The organism is Methanobrevibacter sp., assembly GCF_045116495.1.
Taxonomy (GTDB): domain Archaea; phylum Methanobacteriota; class Methanobacteria; order Methanobacteriales; family Methanobacteriaceae; genus Methanocatella.
Window position 1 is genome coordinate 16407 of record NZ_JBGULU010000102.1, and the last position, 24342, is coordinate 40748.

Sequence of the window (24342 nt, forward strand, 5' to 3'; positions counted from 1 at the left end):
ATTAATATAGATTTACGTAATGTGGGAAACGGTTGAATTTTAAAAATAAAATTTAAAAAAAAGAAAAAATAGAAAAGAAGATTTAGATATAACTAGTATCTTGTTTTCTAAAGTGTGCTTGTGGGTGATCGCATAACGGACATACTTCAGGAGCATCGGTTCCGTAATGGATGTATCCGCAGTTGTTACATTTCCATGCGATTTCTTCATCTTTTTTGAACACTTTACCAGCATTAATCTTGTCAGTTAATGCATTGTATCTGTCTTCATGTGCTTTTTCAGTTGCACCTGCTGCATCAAATAAGTCTGCAATGTCATCCAAGCCTTCTTCACGTGCAGTTTCTGCGAATTCTTTGTACATTGAAGTCCATTCTTCATGTTCTCCAGCAGCTGCATCTGCAAGATTGGTTAAAGTGTCAGGTACTTTTCCACCGTTTAATAATTTAAACCAGATTTTTGCATGTTCTTTTTCATTGTCAGATGATTCTTGGAAAATATCCTTGATTTCCACATAACCATCTTTTTTAGCTTGAGAAGCGTAAAATTCATATTTTACACGTGCTTGTGATTCACCAGCAAGTGCTGCTTTTAAATTTTCTTCTGTTTTTGTTCCTTTTAAGTCTGCCATAATATCAAACCTCAAATTAATATATTTTAAAAGAATATTTAAATATTTGGTGATTAGTTAGTAACTAAAAAAAAATAAAAAAGGAAGAGAGCTTATTTAAAGTTAGTAGCTCTTTCTTCGAAATGTGCTTTAGGAAGTCCGCAAACAGGACATTTTTCAGGTGCGTTAGGACCTGAGAAAACAAATCCGCAGTTTTCACATTTCCATTCAATGTCAGCTTCTTTGTTGAATACAGCATCGTTTTCAACATTTGCGAGTAAAGTTCTGTATCTTTCTTCATGTTCTTTTTCGATTGCACCTACTTTTTCAAATAAGAATGCAATGGTTGGGAAACCTTCTTCTTTAGCGGTTTCTGCGAATTCTTTGTACATTGAAGTCCATTCTTCGTTTTCACCGTCTGCTGCAGCGTTGAGATTAGCTATTGTGTCTGGAATTTCATCATCGTGTAAAATTTTGAACCAGATTTTAGCGTGTTCTCTTTCGTTTTTGGAAGTTTCCATGAAAATATCGTGGATTTGAACGTAACCTTCTTCTTTTGCTTTTGCAGCAAAGTATTGGTATTTAGTATGTGCTTGGGACTCACCAGCAAAAGCTGCTTGTAAGTTTGCTTCAGTTTTTGTACCTTTTAAATCTGCCATTTTATACATCTCCATTATAAATAATTGAAGTATTTATTCTATATAGAATACTAATATTATGTTTATTATCATTTAAAAATTTATTGAAAATTTTCAATGCTGTCAAGATAAAATTTCAGATTTTTTTAAATGAGGTCTTGAATGTTTGATTTGCATTGACTGAATAGCCAGCATAACAAATGAAAATAATACTGCAATCATGGATGAATGGTAACTATAACTGATCCTTGTCCAGATATTTCACCTAAACTATCATGAAAAGATTTTTAGAAAATGAGTCAGCAATCAGTTTGGAAAAATATTGCAAACACAAATTAAAAAAAAAAATCAAACAAAACTTATAGTTAATAAAAAAAAGAAAAAAAGAAAAAGTTAAAATTAAGCTATATCGGAATATAACAATCCTGTCGCTCTTGAAGCGAAGAATGTTAAATATGGAGTCACTACAATAGAAATAATACTGATTCCAGGTATGTAATAATTGAGTCCGGATATAACTGAATTAATAATTGCAATTATTATGAATATCAAAAATACAACTGCAATAACTTTTCCCCAACCGATTCTTCCAATGTCTTTAAATGCTTCAGGAATGTTTAAAGCATCACCAAGACTATCTGTGTTTGCAAGTCTTGATTCCGCCATTGTTTCAATGAATAAGAAAATAAGGAACAAAATTGCGGCAACAATTCCTGTAATAGCAATAGCAGTCCAAAGACTCATCATTGTAGACTGAGGAACAATATTGCTGGCAACTGCAGTAGTATTGGCCGAAGCATTTACAGATGAGGTTGCAATTTTGGAAAAGACATCAGCAGATAAACCGAACAGATTTGTGATACCTCCAACAATTAAAACAATAATTGCAGGGATAATAAAGTAAACAATATTTACAACCAGATATTTGACACCTGTAATCAGGTTTTCCTTCCATTGGAATTCAGGGAGGTTCTCGTCATGATTAATTCCAGATTTTACAATGGATATCAGATATCCACTAAGTATGAATGCTACAACTATAGCGCCAATGAATAAAATAATGCCTATAACTGCATAAATGGCACTTTGTGTTAATCCCATTCCTAATAATAAAATTCCTAAAAAAACTAGTATTGTACTGACAAATGTAAATGCAATATATATTGCCAGTTTAGCCAAGTCATTTGAAGGATATACAAAAGATTCTTTAATAATATCTATAATTTCCATGTTTTTCACCTTATAAACTCTCTAAATATATCAACATAAATATTTATTAGTTAATAATATTTAAAACTTATCGAAAAATAGTTCAAATTATAATCTAAATATGAATAAATTTAAAAGAAAAAAAGAAAAAAAGCGATGAATAAAATTATTCATCTACACCAAAGGATTTTTTAAGTAATTCAGCGTTTACAAATCCTTCTTTATACATTTTACCAGTTGTTAAGTCGTTGATGACAACTTCTGCAGGAGCGAACATTCCTTTATCAATTTGGTAGAAGTCGAAACCTGCATCTTTGAATACGTCAAAGAACGGTTTACCATATCCATCAGCAGCTGAAGATGGTAATTGAGCTGCTACATCAGCAATGTCATCTCCTTCTTCAGATTCAACATAGTAATAAGTTCTTCCACCGAACAATACAGCATCGTTGGTTTTACCCATAGCTTTAAGTCCATCTGGATCAACAGGTGCAATTGGTGCGATACCTGCTGCGTGTTTTACTTTAGTTACGTCGAATTTGATGAATTCTAACATTTTGTATGTTCCGTTTTCAACAACTCTTCCAGCAATTTGAATAGATCCGACTAAGGAAGAAGTAGGAGCTACAAGCAAGTAGACATTTTTAACATCAACATTACATTCTTCAGCAATGTATTCTGCCACATCTTCACCAGGCAATACATCAGCTTCCAAAGTTAAAATTGCTAAATCTGCGTCTTTGTCTTCATATCCAATTTCTTCATAGGTTTCTGCAGGTTTTAATGCGATAGCTCTAGCAGGACCAGAACCTAAAGCAAAGAAGTCGCCTACAGATACTGACCAACCTGCTTTTTGGGAACCTAAGGTTGAAATGGAAGGTGAGTCAGTTTTGATTTTTACTGAAGGGAGTGCGAATTTTTCAGACAAATCTCCAGGAATTGAAATTCCAACATCTGCAAGTCCACCAAGACAAACTTTAGTATAAAGTTCTCCTGCCTTGAAACTTCCATCTACATTAACACCACAGTCAATAACAGTGGCGCCATTGCCTAAAGTTTCTACAGCGATGTTTAATTCATCTGCTTTTTCAATCATTACATCTACGGTTTTTTTAGCTTCTACGTTTACACTTACCATAGTTTAACCTCTATAAAATTAACTTATAACTTTTAAGTTATTGAGTAAAAATTTATATTTATTCTTATTTATATTTGCCTAAATGAATTGGAAAAACTATACTAAAATAATTAATAATTTTAAAAAAAAAGAACATCTTGGAGTTTAAAAACACATTTAATTTAGCAATTATTTTCCAACATCCTTTCAAATTTTTTTAGGACATTCTCATCGGTAATCTTTAAAAGTGCCTTTTTTCGAATCTCCTGGCTGAAACTTTCATCATTAACAATAGCTTTCAGCTTTTCCTGATTGGATTCGTTTCCAATTTCATCCAATCGAATATGAAACAGTATCTTTTCAAGCTTGCCTTCAGCTTCGCTTCTGACAAGATAGTTGAAATCGTTTTGTGAAATATCCTTTAATGTAGGGATATCATTAATTTCATTAATCTCTGCTATACGACTCTTCCATGTTTTTAAATCATCTAATCTTTTCTGAGCTAGGGAAGCTACCTCATTATCATTGCAATCAACCAACAGTTTTAAAACAAAATCATTGTCCATTCGTTTTATGTCTTCAAAAAGAGAATTCAATCTGGTTTTTGCATCAATACGGTTTACATCATCTCCAGATGATATTTCATATAATATCTCCTCATCATTAAGTTTTGATGTTGCAAGTTTTCTTATATCCTCATCACTATCATTTAAAGCCATATCTTTTAAAGCAAATTCAAATGGGATATCTGCAAGGGAATTTCTGAAAACTGAACCCATAAAATTGTCCACCAATCTCTTTGCCTCTATTTGATTGAGTGCAGCTATTCTTATGTTCTTTTCTCTGCGTTTATCGGCAACTTCAATCAGGTCATTTCTAATGTTCATCGCTTTAACGGCAACCATACATATATCTTCACAAACCTCGCTCAATGCGATATCCAATAAAAGTTTATCCTGATGTTTGGATTTTGAGATTTTTTTAACGGCTTCAAATCTTATTCCTGAGTCCGGATGATAAGCCAATTTTTCAAGCAATTCCATATTGTTAAGTCTTGAAATAGCTTTAACAATAACTTCATTATAATCCAAATGGTTTTCGACATAACCGCTTAATAATTTTTGGTTTCTGATTTTAGAAACAATTTCCAAAAGCACTTTAGGATCTGTTTCATTTAAGATTAACTCATCCATAATCTTTTGATTTTTGAAGTTAATGTTTTTGATTGCATCTGCACGAATTTCAGCACGGCCATCATTTAAAACAACATTTTCCAAAATGTCAGAATCACTTATGAAATTTACGGCAACTCGTCTTTTATACTCGTCCGTTTCAGTTTTAAAAACATTCAAAAAGTAATCATTTAAAGAAAAGTCAAAATTTCGTGAAATTTCAGCCAAACGGTGCTGCAGCGGTTTTTTATAAATAATCTTAAGTAATGACTGTTTATCAGGAATTTTATAAATCGCCACAATCCTATTGAATTCATCACTGTCCAATCTTAAAATTTCATAAATAACGTCCAAATCTTTTAAATTTGGATTTAAAATAGCTTCACGGCGGATATATTCATTGGAATCATTTAAGGCAAAATCAGTTAATATTTTTTCATCAGCAATCTTTTTAATCGCTTGTCTTTTTAGCGTTTCATCACTGCTCGACTTTGAAACCTTAATCAGAACATCCTGATTTGTCATATTTGGATTTTCACATACAGTTTTTAATATGTATGAATCAGGATCGTTTAACAGCATCTCCTCCAAAAGAAGTAATAGTTCATTTTTTGAAAGTATTGATTCATCACAAATGCGGTTGATTGTTGCTAGGCGAAGAAGGGAATCCGGATGATTTAAGCAAATGTCTGATAGAAATTCTTTATCGTTAATGTGCTCCATGGCTTTAATGGCCACAGCAGAAGTCAGTTCATTATTTACAATATCTTTTAAGACACTTTCGTCATCAATATGTTCTGCTGCTGCTAATCGAACATGCCAATTTAAGTCATTTTTAGCTATATCAACAATTTTTTCCTGATTATAGGATCGTTTAATTAGTTCTATTCTGACATTGGCTGAATTAGTCATTATTCATCCTTTTTAATGTGCAATTCGGATAATCTTTCTAAAGCCGCTTTTTTAACTTCTTCATCTGAGTCTTTCTGAACGATTCTAAGCAGCACATTATCATTGTTTATTTTTCCGATTGCAGCTATCCTTACATGACTTTCAGGATGATTGATAGCCAAATTAACTAATTCATCTTCATCGAATCTTGTTTCGACTTTAATTTTTGCTTTGTCTTTTTCTTTTTTAAAATACCAGTTTGAGTTTTCCAAGGTTAAAATATCAAAAACTGCTTCACCTGAATCATATTCATAGTCTTCAGGTCTTGTCATGTGAATTTTATTTTCCAAACAGTCAGCTACTATTTCCTGACCGGATTCTGCATTTTTAATAGTCATTTTTACTAAATCAGCACGCCTTATATCGAAATCCATTTTTTTCACCTATGTTATAATATATTATTTGTTTAAATTAAAAAAATTTACTGAAAGTTTTTCCATTAAGGAAAAATTTAAGGTTAATCTCCATTCAACCACCTGGAGTAGTCATCATAATCAGGCAATATTATATCAAAAAACCTTTTGTTATAATCTTTTAAATCTTTAGAATTGTCCTTTTTTGGAAATTCATATATCATTATTTCTAAATTGGGTTCCATCCATTTTTTTATATTGTCAATAACGGCGGAATCTAAATTTTCAGAGTTACTGTTTTTGTAATAGGAAATTAAAGTATTAATGTCTCCTATAATATCATCATCCAAGCCGGTTACCTGATTTAATAGCTCGAAAATATTAATTGAAGGATTTTTACCTTCATTAATCACCATCCATGTAAGGACACATCTGCAATTATACATGAACATTTTAACAACCCTTTTTGTCAACTCCAGATTATCCCTTCCCAATTTTTTCCAGTTGCTTTTAGCTATGTTGGTGTAGTGATATTTTAATGTTGCCCTGTCAAAATCGGGCAAATCCTTAAAGGCATTGAACTGCCAGTCAATGTATTTTATAGGACTTATAATCCATTCTCTTAAATTAGGATTGTTTGTATAGTGCAGATTAAGTGCCTTTTTAATGTCCCATCCGACAAAATCCAATTTTTCGCCCATATATTCAATGACATCTGGGGTATCTGACAATGCCAGATAATCCCTTACATCATTTCTTTTATAGATGAATCTGACGTCCCAGTCGCTTTCAGCATTATCAAAGCCCCATGCTCTTGAACCTGACTCACAAGCATATAATATAGTAATGTTATTCTCGTTTTCTATTTCACCCAATCTTTTAATAATTTCATCAAACACTTAAATCACATCAAAAAAGCTAATTCTGTGGATGTAAGGACCTTCGCGAACTGTATTTTCCAAAAATATCGAACCGTCAAAGTCAAATGATACATTATGGCCAAGTGCAATAATACCTTCGAATTCTGTGGAATTACCTTTAAAGCAGCTGCATTTAAATTTTAAATTGCCTAAAAAATCACATAATACTGCTCCAGCCTGTTTTGAGGAGTTGTTATTGAAAATGCAGTTTATGAAATCCAAATCACCGCAATTATTGAAAATGACTCCTGCAGGACCATCTGAATGATTCCCGTCAAAAATGCATTCAAAAAAGCTCATTGTACCTCTATAATTGTAAACTGCTCCACCTGAAAATGATACATGATTATTTAAAAATTCGCAGAATTCAAATTTGCAGTTACCTTCATTGTAAATTGCTCCTCCTCCATCATATGAATAGTCACTGCCTGATGCTTCTGGGAAATATGCATTTTTAAATGAGATATCCCTGAAGGTTACTGTCACATCATTGTTCAATATAATGAAAATACGAGCCAAACCTTTTGCATCAATGCTATGTCCTTTACCGTCAATGACCAAATCATTTTCTAAAACTATACATGATTCGTCCATTTGAGGGTAATTTTGCCCTACAAATTTAATTCCTTGCCTTAATTTTTCATCTTCAGGGCTGAATACCACATCTCCATCCAAAAAAACCTCGTTGTTTTTGGAGAGGAAATCCTTAAGTTCACTAAAAGAAACTGCATGAATTGTATTTTTATCATTCATATGGTGTTTTCTGAATTCAAAAATTTCATCAACACCCTCATTGCAGGCTTCAATGCTGTTCACAGCTCTGTCAACGAAGTCATTTACACTATCGATAAATTCTGGAGATTTATCATTAGCTTTTCCAGATTCCAAATGATTATCCGAAAATCCATCAGACTCATCATTAAACTTTTGAAAACTGTCCACAACATTATAATTATTTTCAATTACATGATGAGGCTCAAAACTGCATTCCACTGTTTTAACATCACCTAAATTGAAGATTAAGTTTTTGTTTTCGTTTTCAAAGCTGCATTCCCTTAAAATCAATGTATCCCAGTTATAAATATCCAAGCAGTTTTTAGAGGAGTTATGTTTAAAATTACAGTTTGTAGCCTTAATAAAGCCGTGATTGTAAATTGCACCGCCTTCTTTTGCAGCATTATGTTCAAATGTGCAGTAGCCGAGTGTTAAAAACTTTGAAAAATTGCATATTGCACCGCCGCCGTCTTCATGCATACCATTTTTAAAAACAATATTGGTAATTATGACTTGTAGACGTGCACGGATATTGAATATACGTGCTTTATTGCGGGCATCAATTGTATGGCCGTTACCATCAATTATCAAACCATCTAAATCAATTTCAATTCCGTTTTTATAGATTAGCTCTTCACCCTCATCCAGGACAACATCGCATGTCAATGTAATTCTTTTTATTTTTGAGTGAATCAATCTATCAAGTTCTTTAAAATTCATTTAAATGCCTCTCGATTTTAAATTTATATAAAAAATATTATAAAATTTTTGAAAAAAAATAAATTGAAGACAATCTATCCAAGGATAGACCGTCTACTTATTCCAAGTTAAGATAGATTTCTTTAAGTTCATCGATAGATTTTTCAGACAGTTCTTGATTTTCCTTATCTTCGATGATTGCTAAAATCTTATCTTTTTGAGCTTTGTTGGCTAATGCTCTTTCAGCTCTTGCAATTTCTGCTTTTTTCATGTCAAAAATTGCTTTTACGACTTCAATTTTAACTTCAACTTCCCTTACATTTGGATTTTCATCATTTTCAAGTAAGGAGTCACCTTGAAGGTCACTTTCTTCTTTTTTAAGGTTTTTATAGATTGCATCCAAATCGGCTAAAGTTAAATCGAAGAGATCTTCTGTGCTGATTAAGCCTTTAAATTCAAATCTGAATTTATTTTTTAAGCATTCAACCCAAATATTTATCATGTTATACCTCCTGATTTTATTCATCGAACAATCCTCCTAAATCACTACATTAATCATTCTTTCAATGTTTTCTGTTTTAACTTTTAAAGTAACTTTTTTTCTTTGAGTTAAGGAAAATCCAACTCCACTTAATTGATTTGGAGATTCTTCAACTTTTGCAACAGAAGCAAGTGCTTCCATAACTCTTTTATGATCCATCAATTCTTCAATTAAGAATTCGTTGAACCATGGATTTACCCTATCTTCATTTACACAGTCTTTTAACATGAAAAAGACATGTTTGTTTCCAACTGCATTGTCACCCCAGTAGTTTGGACTGTAACAGATTAAGGAAACCGGAATGAATGTGTTGTATGCAAGGTTCCATTCCTTAATGTTGGAAGACTGATTGTCAATATGGCTTTTCATTGTGAAATTTCCATTTTCATCTAAAGTTACTGTTGCAACATCGACGTAATCATTTTGTCTTACTTGGAAAGGATATTCAAAGTTGTAAATTCTTCCATCAAATTCAATTTCAGCCTTAAATCCTCTATCACCACCACGGTATGTGTATTGGTGTACACGGAATTTGTAATCACCAGGAATCATGCGGTTTTTGTCTTTGTATCTGATGTTTTCAACGGCAGGTTTTCCATTTTCAGGATTGATGATATCGACATCAAGCCAGCCGTCTGTTTTTTTGCTTCTCATTTGAGAGAAATAAATTTCAAAACCGCTTGGTTCTGTACAGTGTGCATCCAAATCGTTTTTATCCCATTCGTAATCGTTCCATTGAATGGAGAATCTTAAATCAACATCAACGTCTCCACCCATTGCTTTTACCCTTTGTTTCATAAGACTGTCAGCAATGTTGTTTTTATATGCCCAGCTGAACAGGTTATCCCATTTGAACATACTTGGAGCGTCTTTATTGATAGGTGCGATTAAGGACATGAAATTATTTCCTAAATCGTAATCTAAGTATAATTCAACTTCCTGAGCTTTTGGCAGAATATTTTCAATGAAATCAGCGATTGGAACATCCTGAACCTTATCGAAGTTTTTAACTTTGTTAGTTGTAAATGATCTTAATCTGTCAAATAAGCTTTCACTTTCCTTAAGTTGAGGTGTTACATCACGGTTTGCAAACAATACATCTTTTACGCTTAAATCTTCCATCACTGCAAATCTGCGTGGAATGGAATCTGTGAAACCTAATTCATCAATTTTTTCCTCTGCTCTTTTAAGCATGGATTCTGTGAAAATTGCTTTTGGCCTTTTATAGTTTGTTGGAGCTACAATTGTTTCATAATTGGAAACTGCTTCATCCAATGGTACTCCAAAACTGATTTCAACTAATAGTGTACCAATACTTTTGTTTTTAAGTCTAGATACAAGTGGACCAAGTTCCATACTTTGGATCCAATAGAATCTGTTCAGGTCTTTTTCATCTACACTTTCAACTTCAACCAAATGATTTCTGAATTTTTCAAGGATATCTTTCCATTCATTTCCTCTGTATAGACTGTTGGTAGAGATAAGTTCCAGTACTGTATCAACAGATTCAAGAGAAATTTCATTTGTTGTAGATTCCAATACTTCCCTAGTTGTTCTTGCATCAGCAACATCACTTCTGTAACCGATGTGTTTTCTTGGAACGTCAATGTAAAAATGGTTGTATCTGATTACACTGCCATCTGCTAATTGTTCACGGTCAAAATTATGACCTACAGTTTTCATTTCTACTTTAAATACATCTACAATTTCATGTTCTTTAATAAATTCACTTAATGCTTCAAAAACACCTTCATAATCTTTGTGAGGCACACAGTCAAACAATGTAGTCAGTTCATATGTATCTTCATCAACTGCAACCACATTTGCTGCATGTCTGAAAAAGCTATGACATGTACTGCAGTCATGAACTTTTCTTTCACGGTAGATTGGGTTGATTTCTTCTGGAAGGGAATCCATGTAAAGATTCCACAGATCTTCTCCGTCACAATCTACTCTAAATAACATTTTGTTTGCCATATTTTCTTCAAAATGTCTGTATAAACTATCTCTTGTAATTTCAAAACTGATATTATCACCACCTGTTTATTTTAGTAAATAGTTTACACTCATATCTTTAAATTAAAACATATATAAGCAGAATAAAGCTTTTACTTTAATTAACTTATTTGAATCAAATTTTAAACTTCAGAGTATGAAATACGAAAATGGATTGCGATACAAACTAATGATTTTGAAAAGATACGGATTTCACATTAAAAAATACCTGCTGAACAATTCCGTCAGGGATTTCTATGCCAAAAGATGTGAAAACGTGAAAACAAGAAATATTGAAATGTATGAAGAGATTTTCTCATTCATTGACGGTAAAAATATTGATATGGACCGTTTCTACTATATCTATTTTGAGATGGGCGAATGTCTAATGGAACTTAAAAGATATGGCGAAGCCTGCAGATATTTTGAAATAGCTATTGATAATGTAATAACAGAATCATACAAGAAAAACAAATCCAAATTTAAATCCAGCCATTACAACTTATTTTTAAAGGATTATTCCAAAGTAATTGAGTGTTTTTTAAAAGCCGGGGAATTTGATAAAGCTGATTATTACAACAACTTAAATATGTATTGTGAAAACAAGTATAATATTTCAAGTGAAGATATGGGCAATTTATACGCATCATTCGGTGCTAAAAATAAGGCAAAAAAATATTATGACAAAAAAATATATGAATTAGAGCATATGCCAATCATAAGGCATAGAGACTATGATCCATATGTAGACGGATATCTAAAAGAGGAATATGATGAGGAAGTCAGAAAACAGAAGGCTGAAATCAATAGAATTTATGAAAAAATAGATTCACTATAATTCATTCATTCTTCTTTCAGCAGCTCTTGAAACACGAAACTTATCGCATTCAGCTATTTCCTCCAGATAGGATTTGTTTTTGACTCTTTCAACAGCTTCAACACCTACGTCCTGATTATAATCACTTAAGGCTACTCTTTTAAGCATTTCCTCATTCTTCAATTTCATTACATATGCCATTCTGACATTGTCATTGCTGTTTTTAAGTTCATGACCAAACATGTCGGTTAATTTCCTTTTAACCTTTAAATATGCATCCGCTAAAAAAACAACTACAACTATGGCTATGAAAAACCATATTATTGAATAAACTACCATTTGTACTAATTGTTCAAGAATCATGTAATCGCCTTTATTTAACTTAAAAGTTTTTTCAACCTTACTTTTGCAGATTCACGTACAAATCTGTTTTCATCGCTTTCAATGACATCCAAAATAAATGCCTTATCTTCAATATGTTTTATTGCATTTACGCGAATCCATGAGTGAAGGTCTGTTTTTGCAATTTCCTTTAGCTTTGTCTCGTCATCAAGGTAGGTTACTGCTTCATTTCTTACATACCATGTTTTATCCTCTTTTGCAACTTCATACACGATGTCCTGGTTAATATTTACATTGCCGACAGCTGCAAGCCTTACATTCCAATTCGGATGGTTTTTAGCATAATCTGCCAAAACATCTTTGTCTTTAAGGTTTGGATTTCTGACTGCAGGCTTTAAAACTTCTTTATAAGTTTCTTTTTCAATTATGCTGATTAGAATCGCTTCATCACCAATTCCTTTTACGGCTTCCTGACGTACCCTGTAGTCTTCATCATTTTGTGCAATTTCAACTAAAACATTTTCATCTGTGATTTTAGAAACTGCCGCTTCACGAGATTGCCAGGTGAGACCGTATTTTGCAATTTCAATCAGTCTTTCTTCATCGAAAATCCTTAAGACTTCTTCGGCAGTCAATATTAGATTTGGATTGATTTTTTTAATCTTATCCCATGCAAGTTGCCTTACACCATTATTTGGATCACATCTTGCAATGTGGACAAGAACATTTTCATCATTAATCTTATTTACTGCTGATTTTCTAACTGAATGTGCAGGGTCTTTTAGTGCAATATTTTCTAAAGCTTTTTCATTGCCAATTCTATTGACTGCCACTTTTCTAACCAATGCACTGTCGTCAGTTTTAATGATATCCATCAAAACATCTTCATCAGTGACATTTTTCACCGCTGCACGCCTAACATATTTATCAGGACTTTTAACAGCGATTCGTGCAAGTTCATGTTGATTAGTTAGTTTTCTTACATCTTTAACATTAACATCCACTTGGCAACCTCCTATAATTTAATTATAAAAAAATGTTTATTAAAAAAAATATAAAAGTCAGATAAAGTAATTTATTTAATCCAGAGAATTTTTTTAGAATTATCCTTGGCTTTCTTTATTGATATTGGTGAAAATATAACTCAATATCAAAATAATAACAGTAATAACTCCATAAACAGTTAATTCGAAGTTATTTGCATTTAAAAGCATATGATATACTCCATTACCCCACATGAAAAACAGGAATACAGGCAATATGTACTTAAGTACAAATACCCATTTTTTTCCAACTTTAACATTGTCATTTTCATTCAAAATAGGAATTACGCCTTCAATATCATAGAACCATGTGAATATTATGCATTGGACTGCGATTAAAAAAAGAATGCAAAATTCTGTGATGAAACTATCAACCATGCCAACCAGATAACTGCTGATTCCTGTTGTGAACAGCAATGAAATTATGCAACCTACTATTGACCATACGGTTACTGTTTTTTTACGGGACCAGTTTAACTTATGGACTGAGGAGTTAATCATCGGTTCAAATACTGCAATGGCTGATGTTATTCCTGCGAATAATATTGCTACAAACAATAATGGAGCGAGTATATGGCCAATAGGACCCATAATATTGAAAATCATTGGAAAAACAACAAATACCAATCCTGTACCTTCACTAATAAGTTCAACCATTGGTGTTCCGGAAGTATAAGACATATATCCGAGAATGGAGAAAATTCCAAATGCGGTAAATACTTCAAATGCACAATTTGCAAAAACCACAATCAAAACATTATCGGTTAATTTTGATCCATCAGGCAAATAGCTGGCATATGTTAGGGAAATTGACTCTCCCATGCTTAATGAGAAAATAATTTGTGAAAAGGCCGCCAGCCAAATGTTTACATTAAAAAGCATTTGCCAATCAGGATTCAGTAATGCGTTTATTCCAATTCCTGCTCCAGGAAGTGTCAATGCATAAATAACAATGAACGCCATTATGACAAAAAGTAGAGGTATTAAAATTTTTGAAGCCTTACCTATTCCTTCATTCAAGTCCTTATGGGAAATGTACCAAATACAAATCCATACGATCACCATGGAAATAGCTGTCGGAATTATGAAATTTGTCATATTGGATAAATTTGAGCTTCCACCAACATTTCTTACAAAATAAAGCGCCGAATCAGTTCCCCAGCTGAAATTGAAACTGGAACCCAGATATACCAAATCCCATCCCACTATAACCAAATAATAGATTAAAACAAAATACATAATTAAAACTAATGCCCATGACATGTACTCCAGTTTAGGGTTAATGCCCTTTAAAATATTGGAAAATGAATCCTTATGTCTGAATCCGATACCGTATTCCAATATCAGAAACGGAATTCCCATAATCAGAATTGCAACCAAATAAGGTATAAAAAAAGTTCCCCCACCATGGGAATAGACCACATAGCTGTAACGCCAGATATTTCCCAAACCAACAGCTGCACCAATCATCGATAAAAGAAAAGCAATTCGTGAATTCCATTGACTTTGATTATTCATTAATCCTACACCAATTAGCTATTTCTTTTAAAAGAAATATAAATATATTGATTTGACTTCAATTCTAAAAAAAAAGTTTTTAGAATGAAAGTGGACTTCACTTTCATCCTATGTAGTGTTCAGCACTGAAAGGTTCAGGAGAAAGTCCTTTTCTTTGACGAATTTCTCTTACAATGTTATCCTGTAAGTTGCGAGGCAATGTATTGAATCCTTTCATTTCAGTTGAAAACAGAGCTCTGCCTGCAGTAGCGGATCTGATGTCACCTGCAAAGCCAAACATTTCAGCTATAGGAACTTCAAATTCCATTTCACTGACTTCACCAAAGATTTCCTGACCAGTCATGACACCACGTCTGTTTTGGATTTCTTGACTGCATGCACCAATGTATTCAATTGGAGCGGAAACGAAAACTTTTTGAATCGGTTCAAGTAAACATGGGTCAGCAAGCATAATTACTCCATTTATAGCACCTTTAATGGCAGGTAATACCTGTGCAGGACCTCTGTGAACCGCATCTTCGTGAAGTTTAGCATCCACTAATCTGAATTTTAAACCACTAACCTCTTCTGAAGCTAATGGTCCCTCATTAAGAGCATCTTCAAATCCTTCAAGCAATAGCTCTTTTACTTCATCCAAGTATTGGATACCTCGAGTCATGTTTAAGAACATGGATTTGTTGTATATTGTCCAAACACGTCTTGCCTCTTCTTTATCCATACCAAATTCTATGAATTTTTGAGCCATTTCCTTGGATTTAATTCTACCTTCTTTTAAAACCTTATTGTTTAATGCATTTAAAATACCTTCATCTAACGGTTCTACTTCAATATAGAATCTGTTGTGTTTGTTTGGAGATTTTCCTTCAACAGGACCTGCTGTGCCTAAAACGCTTTCTCTGTAAACAACAATAGGCTCTGAAGTGACTATATCTAATTTTTTGTCATTGATAATCCTGTTGGCCATTACCTCCAAGTGAAGTTCCCCCATACCTGAAATTAACTGTTCACCAGTTTTTTCGTTGATGTTAACTTTAATTGTTGGATCCTGTTTTCCAACGCTTCTTAAAACTTCAATTAATTTAGGCAAGTCCTTAGTGTTTTTTGCCTCAATTGCAATGGTAACCACAGGTTCTGAAATATGATCAATCGGTTCGAATTCAGGTATTCTGTTAGAATCCAAACATAATGTCTCACCGGCAGTTGCATCCTTAACACCTGTAATGTATGCAATGTTACCTGCAGGAACCTTTTCAGTATCTATAGTTTTGGAACCATTGAAGACACCAACTTGTTGAATACGGGCTTTGACTTTGGATCCTACAAGATAAACTTCATCTCCTTTTTTAAGTGCACCACCATATACCCTGCATGTTGAAACCAATCCTGCAAAATCATCTTCAGCAACGTTAGTAATCATAGCTGCAAGAGGACCATCTGCAGAAGCGTTTAACATTGTTTGACCTTCAGCTGATTCTATATCACCATTCCATATTTTTGGAACCCTGTAAACCTGTGCGACATCAGGAGAAGGCAAGTGTTCGATAACCATGTTAAGCAGAACATCATATAATGGTAAGCGTTCCACTAACTCATCGAGTTTACCCTGACGGGAATATTCAATGATGTCTCCAAACTTGATGCCTGTTTCTTTCATTGTCGGAACATTGATAGCCCAGTTTTGGTAAGCTGAGCCGAATGCAACACTACCGTCTTCAAAATCAAGTTGCCAGTCCTTATCTTCAGGAGCCATGTTTTTGATTAACTTATTAACATCCATGAAGATTTTAATGAACCTTTCCTGAAATTGCTCTTCTGAGAATTGTAACTCGTTAATTAACCTGTCAACCTTGTTAATGAAAAGCACAGGTTTTACATTTTCTTTTAAAGCTTGTCTTAAAACTGTTTCAGTCTGTGGTTTAATACCATCAACAGCACATACTACAACAACTGCACCATCAACAGCCCTCATGGCACGGGTAACATCTCCACCGAAGTCAACATGACCTGGAGTGTCGATTAAGTTAATTAAATATTCATCGCCTTGGTATTTTTGAACCATGGAAGCATTTGCAGCATCAATTGTAATTCCACGTTTTTGTTCATCTTCCTTAGTGTCCATTACTAATTGATCACCAGCTAAATCCTTTGAAATCAATCCTGCCCCGGCCATCAAGTTATCGGATAAAGTTGTTTTTCCGTGGTCAATGTGAGCACATATGCCGATATTTCTGATTTTTTGAGGTTCATACATTAATTCTTTAATTTTTTTAATCATTTTTTCTTGTCTTGACATACAGTAACTCCTTAAAATTGTTTAACGTATGAAAGCCGCAAGAAAAATATAAAAAAATTAAGTACAATATTGTTTTATCTAAAAAAAGCATTTTGTGCTAACCATAAAGCTTTCGCTAGAATCGACTTTCATACAATTGAAATCTGATTCTGTATCTTCGAGCCCCATGATTAACACCTCCTAAATAATTCTATTAATAAGTATATTTTCATTAGTATATAAATTATGTAAAGGATTTACTTTTATTAACTGCATATATTGAACATATTAATCTTTAAATATATTTCTACAGTTAAAAGGGATATCATGAAAAAAAAACTAAAAGGATAAATTGACTTTATCCAATGCTTTAATATATTTGTCTGCATAAGTCTGTTTAAGGGCATTTGAGTAATTACTCTCTGTTTCATAGATATAAGAAACTAAGCCCTTATTTGCAATAGGTACAGTAATATAAGCAGGACTAGAACCTAACTGCGGATCATATCTTTTAATGTGAGGTGTCAGTTTCAGCAGTCGTTTTAAATAAGTAGAAGATTTCTTATGGAGATTTTTACTTATTTTGACACTTTTAATATTCTTATTGGAAATCATATGGATGAATCGAGGATATTTATATCCACTAATCTTATAGCTTGTTTCATGGATATCTGTTGTTATTTTAGGTTTTTCATTAGCTATATCCTTTATTATGAATTTGTTTCCTAATATCTGGCCATTCATTCTGCTTTTTGAATAACTGTTCTGGTCTTTGGTCACATGAATATAATACAGCACATACTTTCTTTTTAATTTATTGCTGTTCTTAATCAGGCTTTTATATATTGACTTGTGCATTACGCTTTCTTGAACATGAACTCCAACAATCAAGGCAATGGTTTTTGTTGAAGACATATTGCCGAAGTAGAGCTTTTCAACATATCCTTTAGAAGTTTTACCTAAAATTCTTTTATATGTATGAACTTTTGATTTGCTTCCATCTTTTGAAACGGCAAAAAACTTTAAAACTTTATTCGATGCTAAATTTATAGGATTTGTATATTTTTTGCTGTGAACAGTTGGTTTTTCACCATTTGTGGAATAATAGATTGTTCCTTTCTTATCTGATTTAAGTTTTATAACTAATTTCTTGTCAGATTTAACAATCATCTTATTAATCCATACCTTAGGTGCTTTTTTAATGACTGTACTTGAATTTTTGGATTTCTCAGAAGTATTCTGATTATTGACTGAAGCATTATCATTTATATTTGAAGAATCATTAACATTTTGATTAGTGTCCTCCTCAAAAGAAATTGGAGGCTGTAAACCGGATTCATTTGTAATGCTGTTATTTAAATTGTCAGTTAAATCACTATTTTCAGCGCTAACTGCAGAAATTAAACAAAATAAAGAAAAAATTATTAAAACTAATACGAAATTTTTTTTAACCAAAATTTAACCCCTTATCAATATTATAATAATTGGTTTATTGCATCTTGTATAAATATTATATGCATGTTTCCAATGACTTAAGAATAATATCCTTTTAACCTTGTTTTATACCAAATAACTTCAATTATTTCAGGCAATGCCAATATAATCAATCCAATACTAAAAAAAATAATTTTGAAGCTAGTAGAAACTAGCTCCAATTTCAGTTGTAGCACTGTTTAATTCTTTTGTTTTAACAGTGATTTGAACAACATCTTCCATTGCAACAGCCTGTTTTAACTCACCAATCAATGTTTCTATTCTATCAATGTCTGATGGAGCGATTTCATCTCTAAATTCAGGATCGAAAATGAATTTTTCTGCAGCATAGATAGCGGAATCAGCCTCATTTCTAAGTTGAGCCAATCTGTATTTTCTCTCATCCTCCTCTGCATATTCATTAGCTTCTTCAATAGCCCTTTCGATTTCTGAATCAGACATTTTCATTGTTGCGTTAATGATAATTGACTGATTTACTCCTGTTGATTGTTCTTTTGCAGTTACATTCAGAATACCATCCGCATCAATTTCATAGGTAATTTCAATTTGCGGAACTCCTCTTGGAGCTGGTGGAATTCCATTTAACAGGAATGAACCCAATTGGGCATTGTCGTCAGCCATTTTACGTTCACCCTGAACAACACTTACATTAACACCAGTCTGGTTGTCATGAACTGTTGAATAGATTTCGCTCCTTTTAACAGGAATAGCTGTGTTTCTTGGAATAATTACAGATGTTGAGCCGTCAGCTACTTCAGTACCCAAAGACAACGGAGTTACATCAACCAGGATTAAATCGCCGATTACACCATCGATAACACCTGCCTGGATAGCTGCACCCTGTGCAACACATTCCATTGGATCAATTCCCCTTTCAACTTCTTTGTCAAGGTATAATTCAACGTATTCCTGAACCATTGGCATTCTTGTAGGGCCTCCAACAAGGATAACCTTATCAATGTCTTCTGATGTCATTACTGCATCATCCAATGCTCTTTGAATAGTTTCACCGCATCTTTTAACAATTTCCTCTACAAGAGATTCAAGTTTGGAACGGTTAATTGTTGTAATGAGATTCAATGGCTGGCCATCTTCATCCATTGCAATGAACGGCAAGTTGATTTCAGTTTCAACAGTATTGGACAATTCGATTTTTGCTCTTTCAGCAGCTTCTTCCAATCTCATGTCTGCCTGAGAATCATCCAAAAGGTTTATGCCATGTTCGCTTTCAAATTCATCAGCCAAGTATTTCTTTAAGGCGAAATCCATATCTTTTCCACCGAGTTGAGTGTTACCGCTTGTTGAATGAACTTCAAAGATTTCATCACCGAATTCCATGATTGTTACATCCAATGTTCCACCACCCATATCGAATACCAGAATGTTGATGTGTTCATCGGAAGTTTTGTTTAAACCGTATGCAAGGCTAGCTGCTGTCGGTTCGTTTAAAAGTCTTAAAACATCAAGCCCTGCGATTTTGCCTGCATCTTTTGTAGCAGTTCTCTGATTGTCGTCAAAGTATGCAGGTACTGTGATAACTGCCTTTGTAATTTTTTCACCTAAAAACGCTTCTGTATCCCTTTTGATTTTTTGCAGGATAAAAGCTGAGATTTGCTGTGGAGTGTACTCTTTACCTTGAATTTCAACAGTGTAATCTGATCCCATTTTTCTTTTAATTGCTTTAATTGTATTTTCAGGATTTGTAATAGCTTGTTTTTTTGCCGGTTCACCTACAAGCAAATCACCATCTTCTGTAAATGCAACATAACTTGGAAATGCCTTTCCATAAACTGTTGCTCCCTCTGCACTCGGAACGATTGTAGGTTTTCCGTCAATGAATACGCATGCTGCAGAGTTACTTGTTCCCAAGTCGATACCGATTATTCTTTCATTTTCACTCATTAAATCAACTCCATCATTTTTTCAATTTCCTCATATAAAGACCATTTAACAAATATTGTATATCTTCATTTTTTCCGCTGAATTCCAAATATTTATTAAAACACTGAATTGCTTCATCTATAAAGTTCAAATAGTAAAAACTTAAATCATAAGCTATACATGCTTTATTTAATAAATAAACCTCCTTGTTTTTAAAGTATCTAAATTTTTCTTCTACATCTCTACAATATCTGTATGCCAATAACTTGTATTCCCTGGATTTGAATTTGGACAATAATGTTGCATAATAGAATTTAATATTGTATATATTGTAGTAATCTGCAGGACAGCTTTTCAATGCATTATCCAAAAAGACAAACGCATCTGTATAGTTTTTGCGAACAATTGCCTTTTTGGCCAAATTGAAATTTTCATTGGCAACATTTATGCTGTTTGATGCATTGATTTGAAATTGACTGTTTTGACCGGCATAATTTAAAGTCCTGTGCTGTAGTTTTGGCATGTTTTTTGCTTCCATTATATCAACAAACCTATTGAATCCACTAATTCCACGAATTGAAACATTATCATCAGTTTTATGATTGTCAATATATCTGAACAAACCTGTCTTTTCATATAACGGCACGTCAACTTCCCCATCAAGGCCCTTAAACGGATCATAGCCTAAAATTGAAATTACGCTTTTTTTGATTTTTTCCTCATCTTCAAGCTCAAACATTCTTATGATATCAATGTCAGTCAGTCCCAAACTCTCCTTGATGATTTCCTTTGTAATATTGTCCTTATGCAAATCCTTCAAACAGTACATGTGGAAGAGCAATTCTTCATAAGGCATTGTTCTAAGCAAGCCTTCGACCTCTTCAGGAGCAAGACCATATGATAAAAGTTCCTTTCTGAATCCATCAATGTTCAATGCTTTTTTGAGTCTTAACAGTTCCCTTTCCCTTTGTTTGAAAATCAATCCAAATTCATAATTGCTGCGGACTTTAGAAAAATCATCATTGTCCAGCTTGTTAAAGTATTTGAAATATTTTCTGGCATTTTCATCTTCGCCGTATTCCTTAAGGATAATTGCCAGGTAATACCAGTAATTGGCATTTGCATTGTCAAGGTTAACCGCATCGACAAGTGAGTTTAATGCATCAACCCATCTATTAGTACCGATTAATGATATTGCACGACCGAATAATGATTCAAGGTGGTTTTCATCCATTGTTAAAACCAAATCAAAACAGTCTAATGCCTCTGAATAATTACCCATCTTATTTAATGTACGGCCGATGTAACATCTGATGTCAAATGGACATCCCTTCTCATCAATTGCCATTTCATAGTAGTTCAGGGCATCATCCAATTTGCCTTGCTGTTCCAAATCCTTTGCATAATCAAATAATTTTGACATTTATTAACCTCTACTATCTGCAAATATTTTTTTAAACTGATTTAACTCGCCGTAGGAGAAATTAATCTTAATATTGATTAAAGTCTCTTTTAAAACCGAATTAATCATACTAAACTTTTCTTCATTTCCTAATTCCATTTCACTTTTAAATTCACAACCTTTCTTTAAAAGGATTACACGATCTGACAAGAACTGCATTTTAATTTCATAAACCAATTCAGGTGTGAAAAATTTATCCAGAATGTAAACTATATCCATTGCCAGACAATTTCCAAGTTCAACAGCTTTTTTGACTTTATCTTCATCTAAATTCTCGTTAACTTTTAAAATATTATTAAATGACTCGTAGTTTTTAAGTTTCATATAATGGCATTCAACCGTATGCGCACAGTATTCATTCATTAAAAGCCAGTAAACATTTCTTGTAAGGCTATACCATGCAAAAGCTTCAATCGTATCAGTTTCCTGGGATTGAAAGACATGCATTATTGTATTTTTGAAAATTTCAAAAATCAAATGATGAGACAGCTCATGAATCATTGCAGCAATTTGGAGTGTTTTTGATAAACTTGAATCGATGACTGCTCTTTTAAATCCATATGCTCCAGCTACTTTTTTTGATGAAACATTGTTTGAATTGGCAAGGAATTCAAGATCAATGAAACTTTCGGTTAATTTTTTGACTTTCAGAAAAATTTCCCCTTCATTGACTGTGTTTTTGGCTATATTATCTTTAATACCATCTAAAATTCTATTGTAAATGAGGGGGTTTAATTTCCTTTTAGACAACAGCTTAATATTTTTATTTGCTGTAAAAACAACCATGTTGTCGATTTTGTTTTGGTAATCTGTTGTCAAATCATCAACATCCAGATTCATGAAATTTTCAATGCTTTCTTTAAGCTCAACATATTCCATTTTTGGATTTAATTCTACTGCTCTTTCGGATGCCATTAAAGCTTTTTTATAATCGAAAAGCCCAAGGCAAACCTTTGCCTTTAAATACCATGCATAAGGTGAGTCACGGTTAATCTGAATAGCATCTGAAATTGCCTCATCAGCCTTTTTAAATGATTTGGACGCAATGAGTTCTTCGCATCTTTTAATTTCTGTATTAAAATTTCTGCTATTCATAAACTTATTTAACTATTTGAAAGTACTTAAATAACCTAAAGCTTTTACTTTCATTAACATTTAACCGAATTCGCCTTGCTTATCAGATTACTGTAAAACACTTCATCAGCGCAATCCGGATCAAGTTTTAGAGCCTCATCATATTTCTTAAGCGCAAGTACATAATAGCCCAGATAATACAGACAATATGCATTTCCGATTATCGGATTAGCATCCTTTGAATCTATTTTAGAAGCCCTGTTGAAGCAGATCTTCGCTTCCTTAATTTTAAAATTTCTAATATGCCTGAAACCTTCATCACATAAGTCAACCACTTCAGGAAGGCTTTCATGAGGCATTAGACTTACACCGCAAACGTGACAGATTTCATCACACTCATCAACAATTCTTCCACAGTTTTTGCATAACTTATATGACGGCAATTCCCTAATGTCAAAGTCACAGAAAGGACATATCACAAAGAAGGGATTAATGTTATGGCCGCAATTAGGACACATTTTTGTCTTGTCATCATCCAGATACCTGTAATCATTATGTCGTGAGTATGAGGATGTATCTCTTCTTGCATAATGCATCATTTAACCTCCTTAGCTTTTGATTTGACTTTTCTATAAAACACCCTATCAATTGAATCAATGTCCATATTGATTGCCCTTTTGCATTCCTTGAATGACAATACATAATATCCCAGATAATACAGGCAGTATGCATTGCCCACAACGGGATTGACATCCTTTGAATCAAGTTTTGATGCCTTATTGAAACATACCTTTGCATCCTTAATCTTAAAATTCTCAATATAGCTAAATCCCCTGTCACATAAATCAGTTACTTCATTTAATGATTCATGATTGTAAACCGCATCCTCAACATCAATGCCCATCAACTCATCAAAATACTTTAAAAATTTGGGGTCGATTTCAAATCGGTCAACATCATCAATCAATTCATGAGCACGGGTTTTCATGCCTAATCTATCAAAACAGTACGCTTGGCCAACCAAAGCTTCGATATTTTCACTCTGAATGCAGAGTGCCCTGTCAAAAAATAATTTGGCCTTATTGAATTCATTTTTATCGATTAAGTTAATACCGGAGTTTAGAATTGAAGGCAGTTTACTTTCTTCAGACCTTTTAGGAGTTCTTTTAACTGTATTATTTGCCTTAAATGAAACTGAATTGTAAAACTCATCAGGAACAACATCCCCATCAATATTTTTGGCTTTTTCAGCCATTTCCAAAGCTTCCTGAAAGTCTCCCATTGCATCCAGACACAATGCTTTTGCAAAAAGTATTGAGGCATTATCGGGATTTTCCTCCAACAATTCATCAACGACTTCATTAGCACCTTCAAAATCCTTCTTTTCAATAAGATCATTAACTTTTAACAATAAAAGTAAATCGCTAAAGTCCATTACGTTCACCTCTCTACTTAAAAAATAT

Annotated in this window: 21 protein-coding genes; 1 reads left to right on the forward strand and 20 read right to left on the reverse strand. The window is 33.1% G+C overall.

The features are described 5' to 3' along the window. Positions 1-82: 82 nt before the first annotated feature. The 10 genes from rbr (ACJMLH_RS05800) to ACJMLH_RS05845 form a co-directional block, all read right to left on the reverse strand. Complete coding sequence (rbr, locus tag ACJMLH_RS05800; protein WP_405275647.1) at positions 83-628, reverse strand: rubrerythrin; 546 nt, start codon at positions 626-628, stop codon at positions 83-85. A gap of 92 nt (positions 629-720) precedes the next feature. Next, positions 721-1266, reverse strand: coding sequence for a rubrerythrin (rbr, locus tag ACJMLH_RS05805; RefSeq protein ID WP_405275649.1), 546 nt, complete (start codon positions 1264-1266; stop codon positions 721-723). 378 nt (positions 1267-1644) lie between these two features. After that, the gene (locus tag ACJMLH_RS05810) at positions 1645-2475 is read right to left on the reverse strand and encodes a DUF4013 domain-containing protein (RefSeq protein ID WP_405275651.1); all 831 of its coding nucleotides are present in this window, start codon (positions 2473-2475) and stop codon (positions 1645-1647) included. A 145-nt stretch (positions 2476-2620) separates the two neighbouring features. Next, positions 2621-3592, reverse strand: coding sequence for a methenyltetrahydromethanopterin cyclohydrolase (gene mch, locus ACJMLH_RS05815; protein ID WP_405275653.1), 972 nt, complete (start codon positions 3590-3592; stop codon positions 2621-2623). 161 nt (positions 3593-3753) lie between these two features. Beyond that, entirely contained in the window at positions 3754-5655 is a 1902-nt protein-coding gene (locus tag ACJMLH_RS05820) for a hypothetical protein (protein ID WP_405275655.1), read from the reverse strand. Next, complete coding sequence (locus ACJMLH_RS05825; RefSeq protein WP_405275657.1) at positions 5655-6068, reverse strand: HEAT repeat domain-containing protein; 414 nt, start codon at positions 6066-6068, stop codon at positions 5655-5657. The genes ACJMLH_RS05820 and ACJMLH_RS05825 overlap by 1 nt, the downstream gene beginning before the upstream one ends. 83 nt (positions 6069-6151) lie before the next feature. Next, positions 6152-6946 carry a DNA polymerase beta superfamily protein gene (locus ACJMLH_RS05830; protein WP_405275659.1) on the reverse strand — a complete coding sequence of 265 codons (795 nt, stop codon included), beginning with the start codon at positions 6944-6946 and terminating at the stop codon, positions 6152-6154. Continuing rightward, on the reverse strand, positions 6947-8461 hold the full coding sequence (locus ACJMLH_RS05835) for a hypothetical protein (RefSeq protein ID WP_405275661.1): 1515 nt from the start codon (positions 8459-8461) through the stop codon (positions 6947-6949). A 97-nt stretch (positions 8462-8558) separates the two neighbouring features. Then, positions 8559-8942, reverse strand: a complete 384-nt coding sequence (locus ACJMLH_RS05840; protein ID WP_405275663.1) for a hypothetical protein — start codon at positions 8940-8942, stop codon at positions 8559-8561. A gap of 36 nt (positions 8943-8978) precedes the next feature. Next, entirely contained in the window at positions 8979-10958 is a 1980-nt protein-coding gene (locus ACJMLH_RS05845) for a hypothetical protein (RefSeq protein WP_405275665.1), read from the reverse strand. Between the two features lie 175 nt (positions 10959-11133). On the opposite strand from ACJMLH_RS05845, the gene ACJMLH_RS05850 reads away from it, so the two are divergent. Then, a complete protein-coding gene (locus tag ACJMLH_RS05850) occupies positions 11134-11814 on the forward strand; it encodes a hypothetical protein (RefSeq protein WP_405275667.1) in 681 nt (226 codons plus the stop codon). Here the strand turns inward: ACJMLH_RS05850 and ACJMLH_RS05855 are convergent. From ACJMLH_RS05855 to ACJMLH_RS05900, 10 genes are all read right to left on the reverse strand, one after another. Further along, entirely contained in the window at positions 11809-12156 is a 348-nt protein-coding gene (locus tag ACJMLH_RS05855; RefSeq protein WP_405275669.1) for a hypothetical protein, read from the reverse strand. The two genes, ACJMLH_RS05850 and ACJMLH_RS05855, sit on opposite strands and share 6 nt — an antisense overlap. 14 nt (positions 12157-12170) lie before the next feature. Beyond that, positions 12171-13139 (reverse strand): hypothetical protein, encoded by a 969-nt coding sequence (locus ACJMLH_RS05860; RefSeq protein ID WP_405275671.1) that lies wholly within the window; start codon positions 13137-13139, stop codon positions 12171-12173. Positions 13140-13238: 99 nt separating this feature from the next. Further along, on the reverse strand, positions 13239-14696 hold the full coding sequence (locus ACJMLH_RS05865) for a sodium-dependent transporter (protein WP_405275673.1): 1458 nt from the start codon (positions 14694-14696) through the stop codon (positions 13239-13241). Between the two features lie 103 nt (positions 14697-14799). Next, positions 14800-16989, reverse strand: coding sequence for an elongation factor EF-2 (locus tag ACJMLH_RS05870; protein ID WP_405275675.1), 2190 nt, complete (start codon positions 16987-16989; stop codon positions 14800-14802). Positions 16990-17307: 318 nt separating this feature from the next. Then, complete coding sequence (locus tag ACJMLH_RS05875) at positions 17308-18423, reverse strand: chitobiase/beta-hexosaminidase C-terminal domain-containing protein (RefSeq protein ID WP_405275677.1); 1116 nt, start codon at positions 18421-18423, stop codon at positions 17308-17310. A gap of 180 nt (positions 18424-18603) precedes the next feature. Further along, positions 18604-20364, reverse strand: coding sequence for a molecular chaperone DnaK (dnaK, locus tag ACJMLH_RS05880; protein WP_405275679.1), 1761 nt, complete (start codon positions 20362-20364; stop codon positions 18604-18606). Positions 20365-20377: 13 nt separating this feature from the next. After that, the gene (locus ACJMLH_RS05885) at positions 20378-21766 is read right to left on the reverse strand and encodes a tetratricopeptide repeat protein (RefSeq protein WP_405275681.1); all 1389 of its coding nucleotides are present in this window, start codon (positions 21764-21766) and stop codon (positions 20378-20380) included. 3 nt (positions 21767-21769) lie between these two features. Beyond that, the gene (locus ACJMLH_RS05890; protein WP_405275683.1) at positions 21770-22900 is read right to left on the reverse strand and encodes a tetratricopeptide repeat protein; all 1131 of its coding nucleotides are present in this window, start codon (positions 22898-22900) and stop codon (positions 21770-21772) included. A 53-nt stretch (positions 22901-22953) separates the two neighbouring features. Next, positions 22954-23478, reverse strand: a complete 525-nt coding sequence (locus ACJMLH_RS05895) for a tetratricopeptide repeat protein (protein WP_405275685.1) — start codon at positions 23476-23478, stop codon at positions 22954-22956. Next, positions 23475-24342: tetratricopeptide repeat protein (locus ACJMLH_RS05900; protein ID WP_405275687.1), on the reverse strand; the 868-nt coding region annotated here is incomplete at its 5' end. The genes ACJMLH_RS05895 and ACJMLH_RS05900, both read right to left, overlap by 4 nt.

What these genes read in the sequence shown, in the direction of transcription:
- rbr (WP_405275647.1), bottom strand. Translation starts at nt 628, where the DNA reads ATGGCAGACTTAAAAGGAACAAAAACAGAAGAAAATTTAAAAGCAGCA.
- rbr (WP_405275649.1), bottom strand. Translation starts at nt 1,266, where the DNA reads ATGGCAGATTTAAAAGGTACAAAAACTGAAGCAAACTTACAAGCAGCT.
- ACJMLH_RS05810 (WP_405275651.1), bottom strand. Translation starts at nt 2,475, where the DNA reads ATGGAAATTATAGATATTATTAAAGAATCTTTTGTATATCCTTCAAAT.
- mch (WP_405275653.1), bottom strand. Translation starts at nt 3,592, where the DNA reads ATGGTAAGTGTAAACGTAGAAGCTAAAAAAACCGTAGATGTAATGATT.
- ACJMLH_RS05820 (WP_405275655.1), bottom strand. Translation starts at nt 5,655, where the DNA reads ATGACTAATTCAGCCAATGTCAGAATAGAACTAATTAAACGATCCTAT.
- ACJMLH_RS05825 (WP_405275657.1), bottom strand. Translation starts at nt 6,068, where the DNA reads ATGGATTTCGATATAAGGCGTGCTGATTTAGTAAAAATGACTATTAAA.
- ACJMLH_RS05835 (WP_405275661.1), bottom strand. Translation starts at nt 8,461, where the DNA reads ATGAATTTTAAAGAACTTGATAGATTGATTCACTCAAAAATAAAAAGA.
- ACJMLH_RS05840 (WP_405275663.1), bottom strand. Translation starts at nt 8,942, where the DNA reads ATGATAAATATTTGGGTTGAATGCTTAAAAAATAAATTCAGATTTGAA.
- ACJMLH_RS05845 (WP_405275665.1), bottom strand. Translation starts at nt 10,958, where the DNA reads ATGGCAAACAAAATGTTATTTAGAGTAGATTGTGACGGAGAAGATCTG.
- ACJMLH_RS05850 (WP_405275667.1), top strand. Translation starts at nt 11,134, where the DNA reads ATGAAATACGAAAATGGATTGCGATACAAACTAATGATTTTGAAAAGA.
- ACJMLH_RS05855 (WP_405275669.1), bottom strand. Translation starts at nt 12,156, where the DNA reads ATGATTCTTGAACAATTAGTACAAATGGTAGTTTATTCAATAATATGG.
- ACJMLH_RS05865 (WP_405275673.1), bottom strand. Translation starts at nt 14,696, where the DNA reads ATGAATAATCAAAGTCAATGGAATTCACGAATTGCTTTTCTTTTATCG.
- ACJMLH_RS05870 (WP_405275675.1), bottom strand. Translation starts at nt 16,989, where the DNA reads ATGTCAAGACAAGAAAAAATGATTAAAAAAATTAAAGAATTAATGTAT.
- dnaK (WP_405275679.1), bottom strand. Translation starts at nt 20,364, where the DNA reads ATGAGTGAAAATGAAAGAATAATCGGTATCGACTTGGGAACAAGTAAC.
- ACJMLH_RS05885 (WP_405275681.1), bottom strand. Translation starts at nt 21,766, where the DNA reads ATGTCAAAATTATTTGATTATGCAAAGGATTTGGAACAGCAAGGCAAA.
- ACJMLH_RS05890 (WP_405275683.1), bottom strand. Translation starts at nt 22,900, where the DNA reads ATGAATAGCAGAAATTTTAATACAGAAATTAAAAGATGCGAAGAACTC.
- ACJMLH_RS05895 (WP_405275685.1), bottom strand. Translation starts at nt 23,478, where the DNA reads ATGATGCATTATGCAAGAAGAGATACATCCTCATACTCACGACATAAT.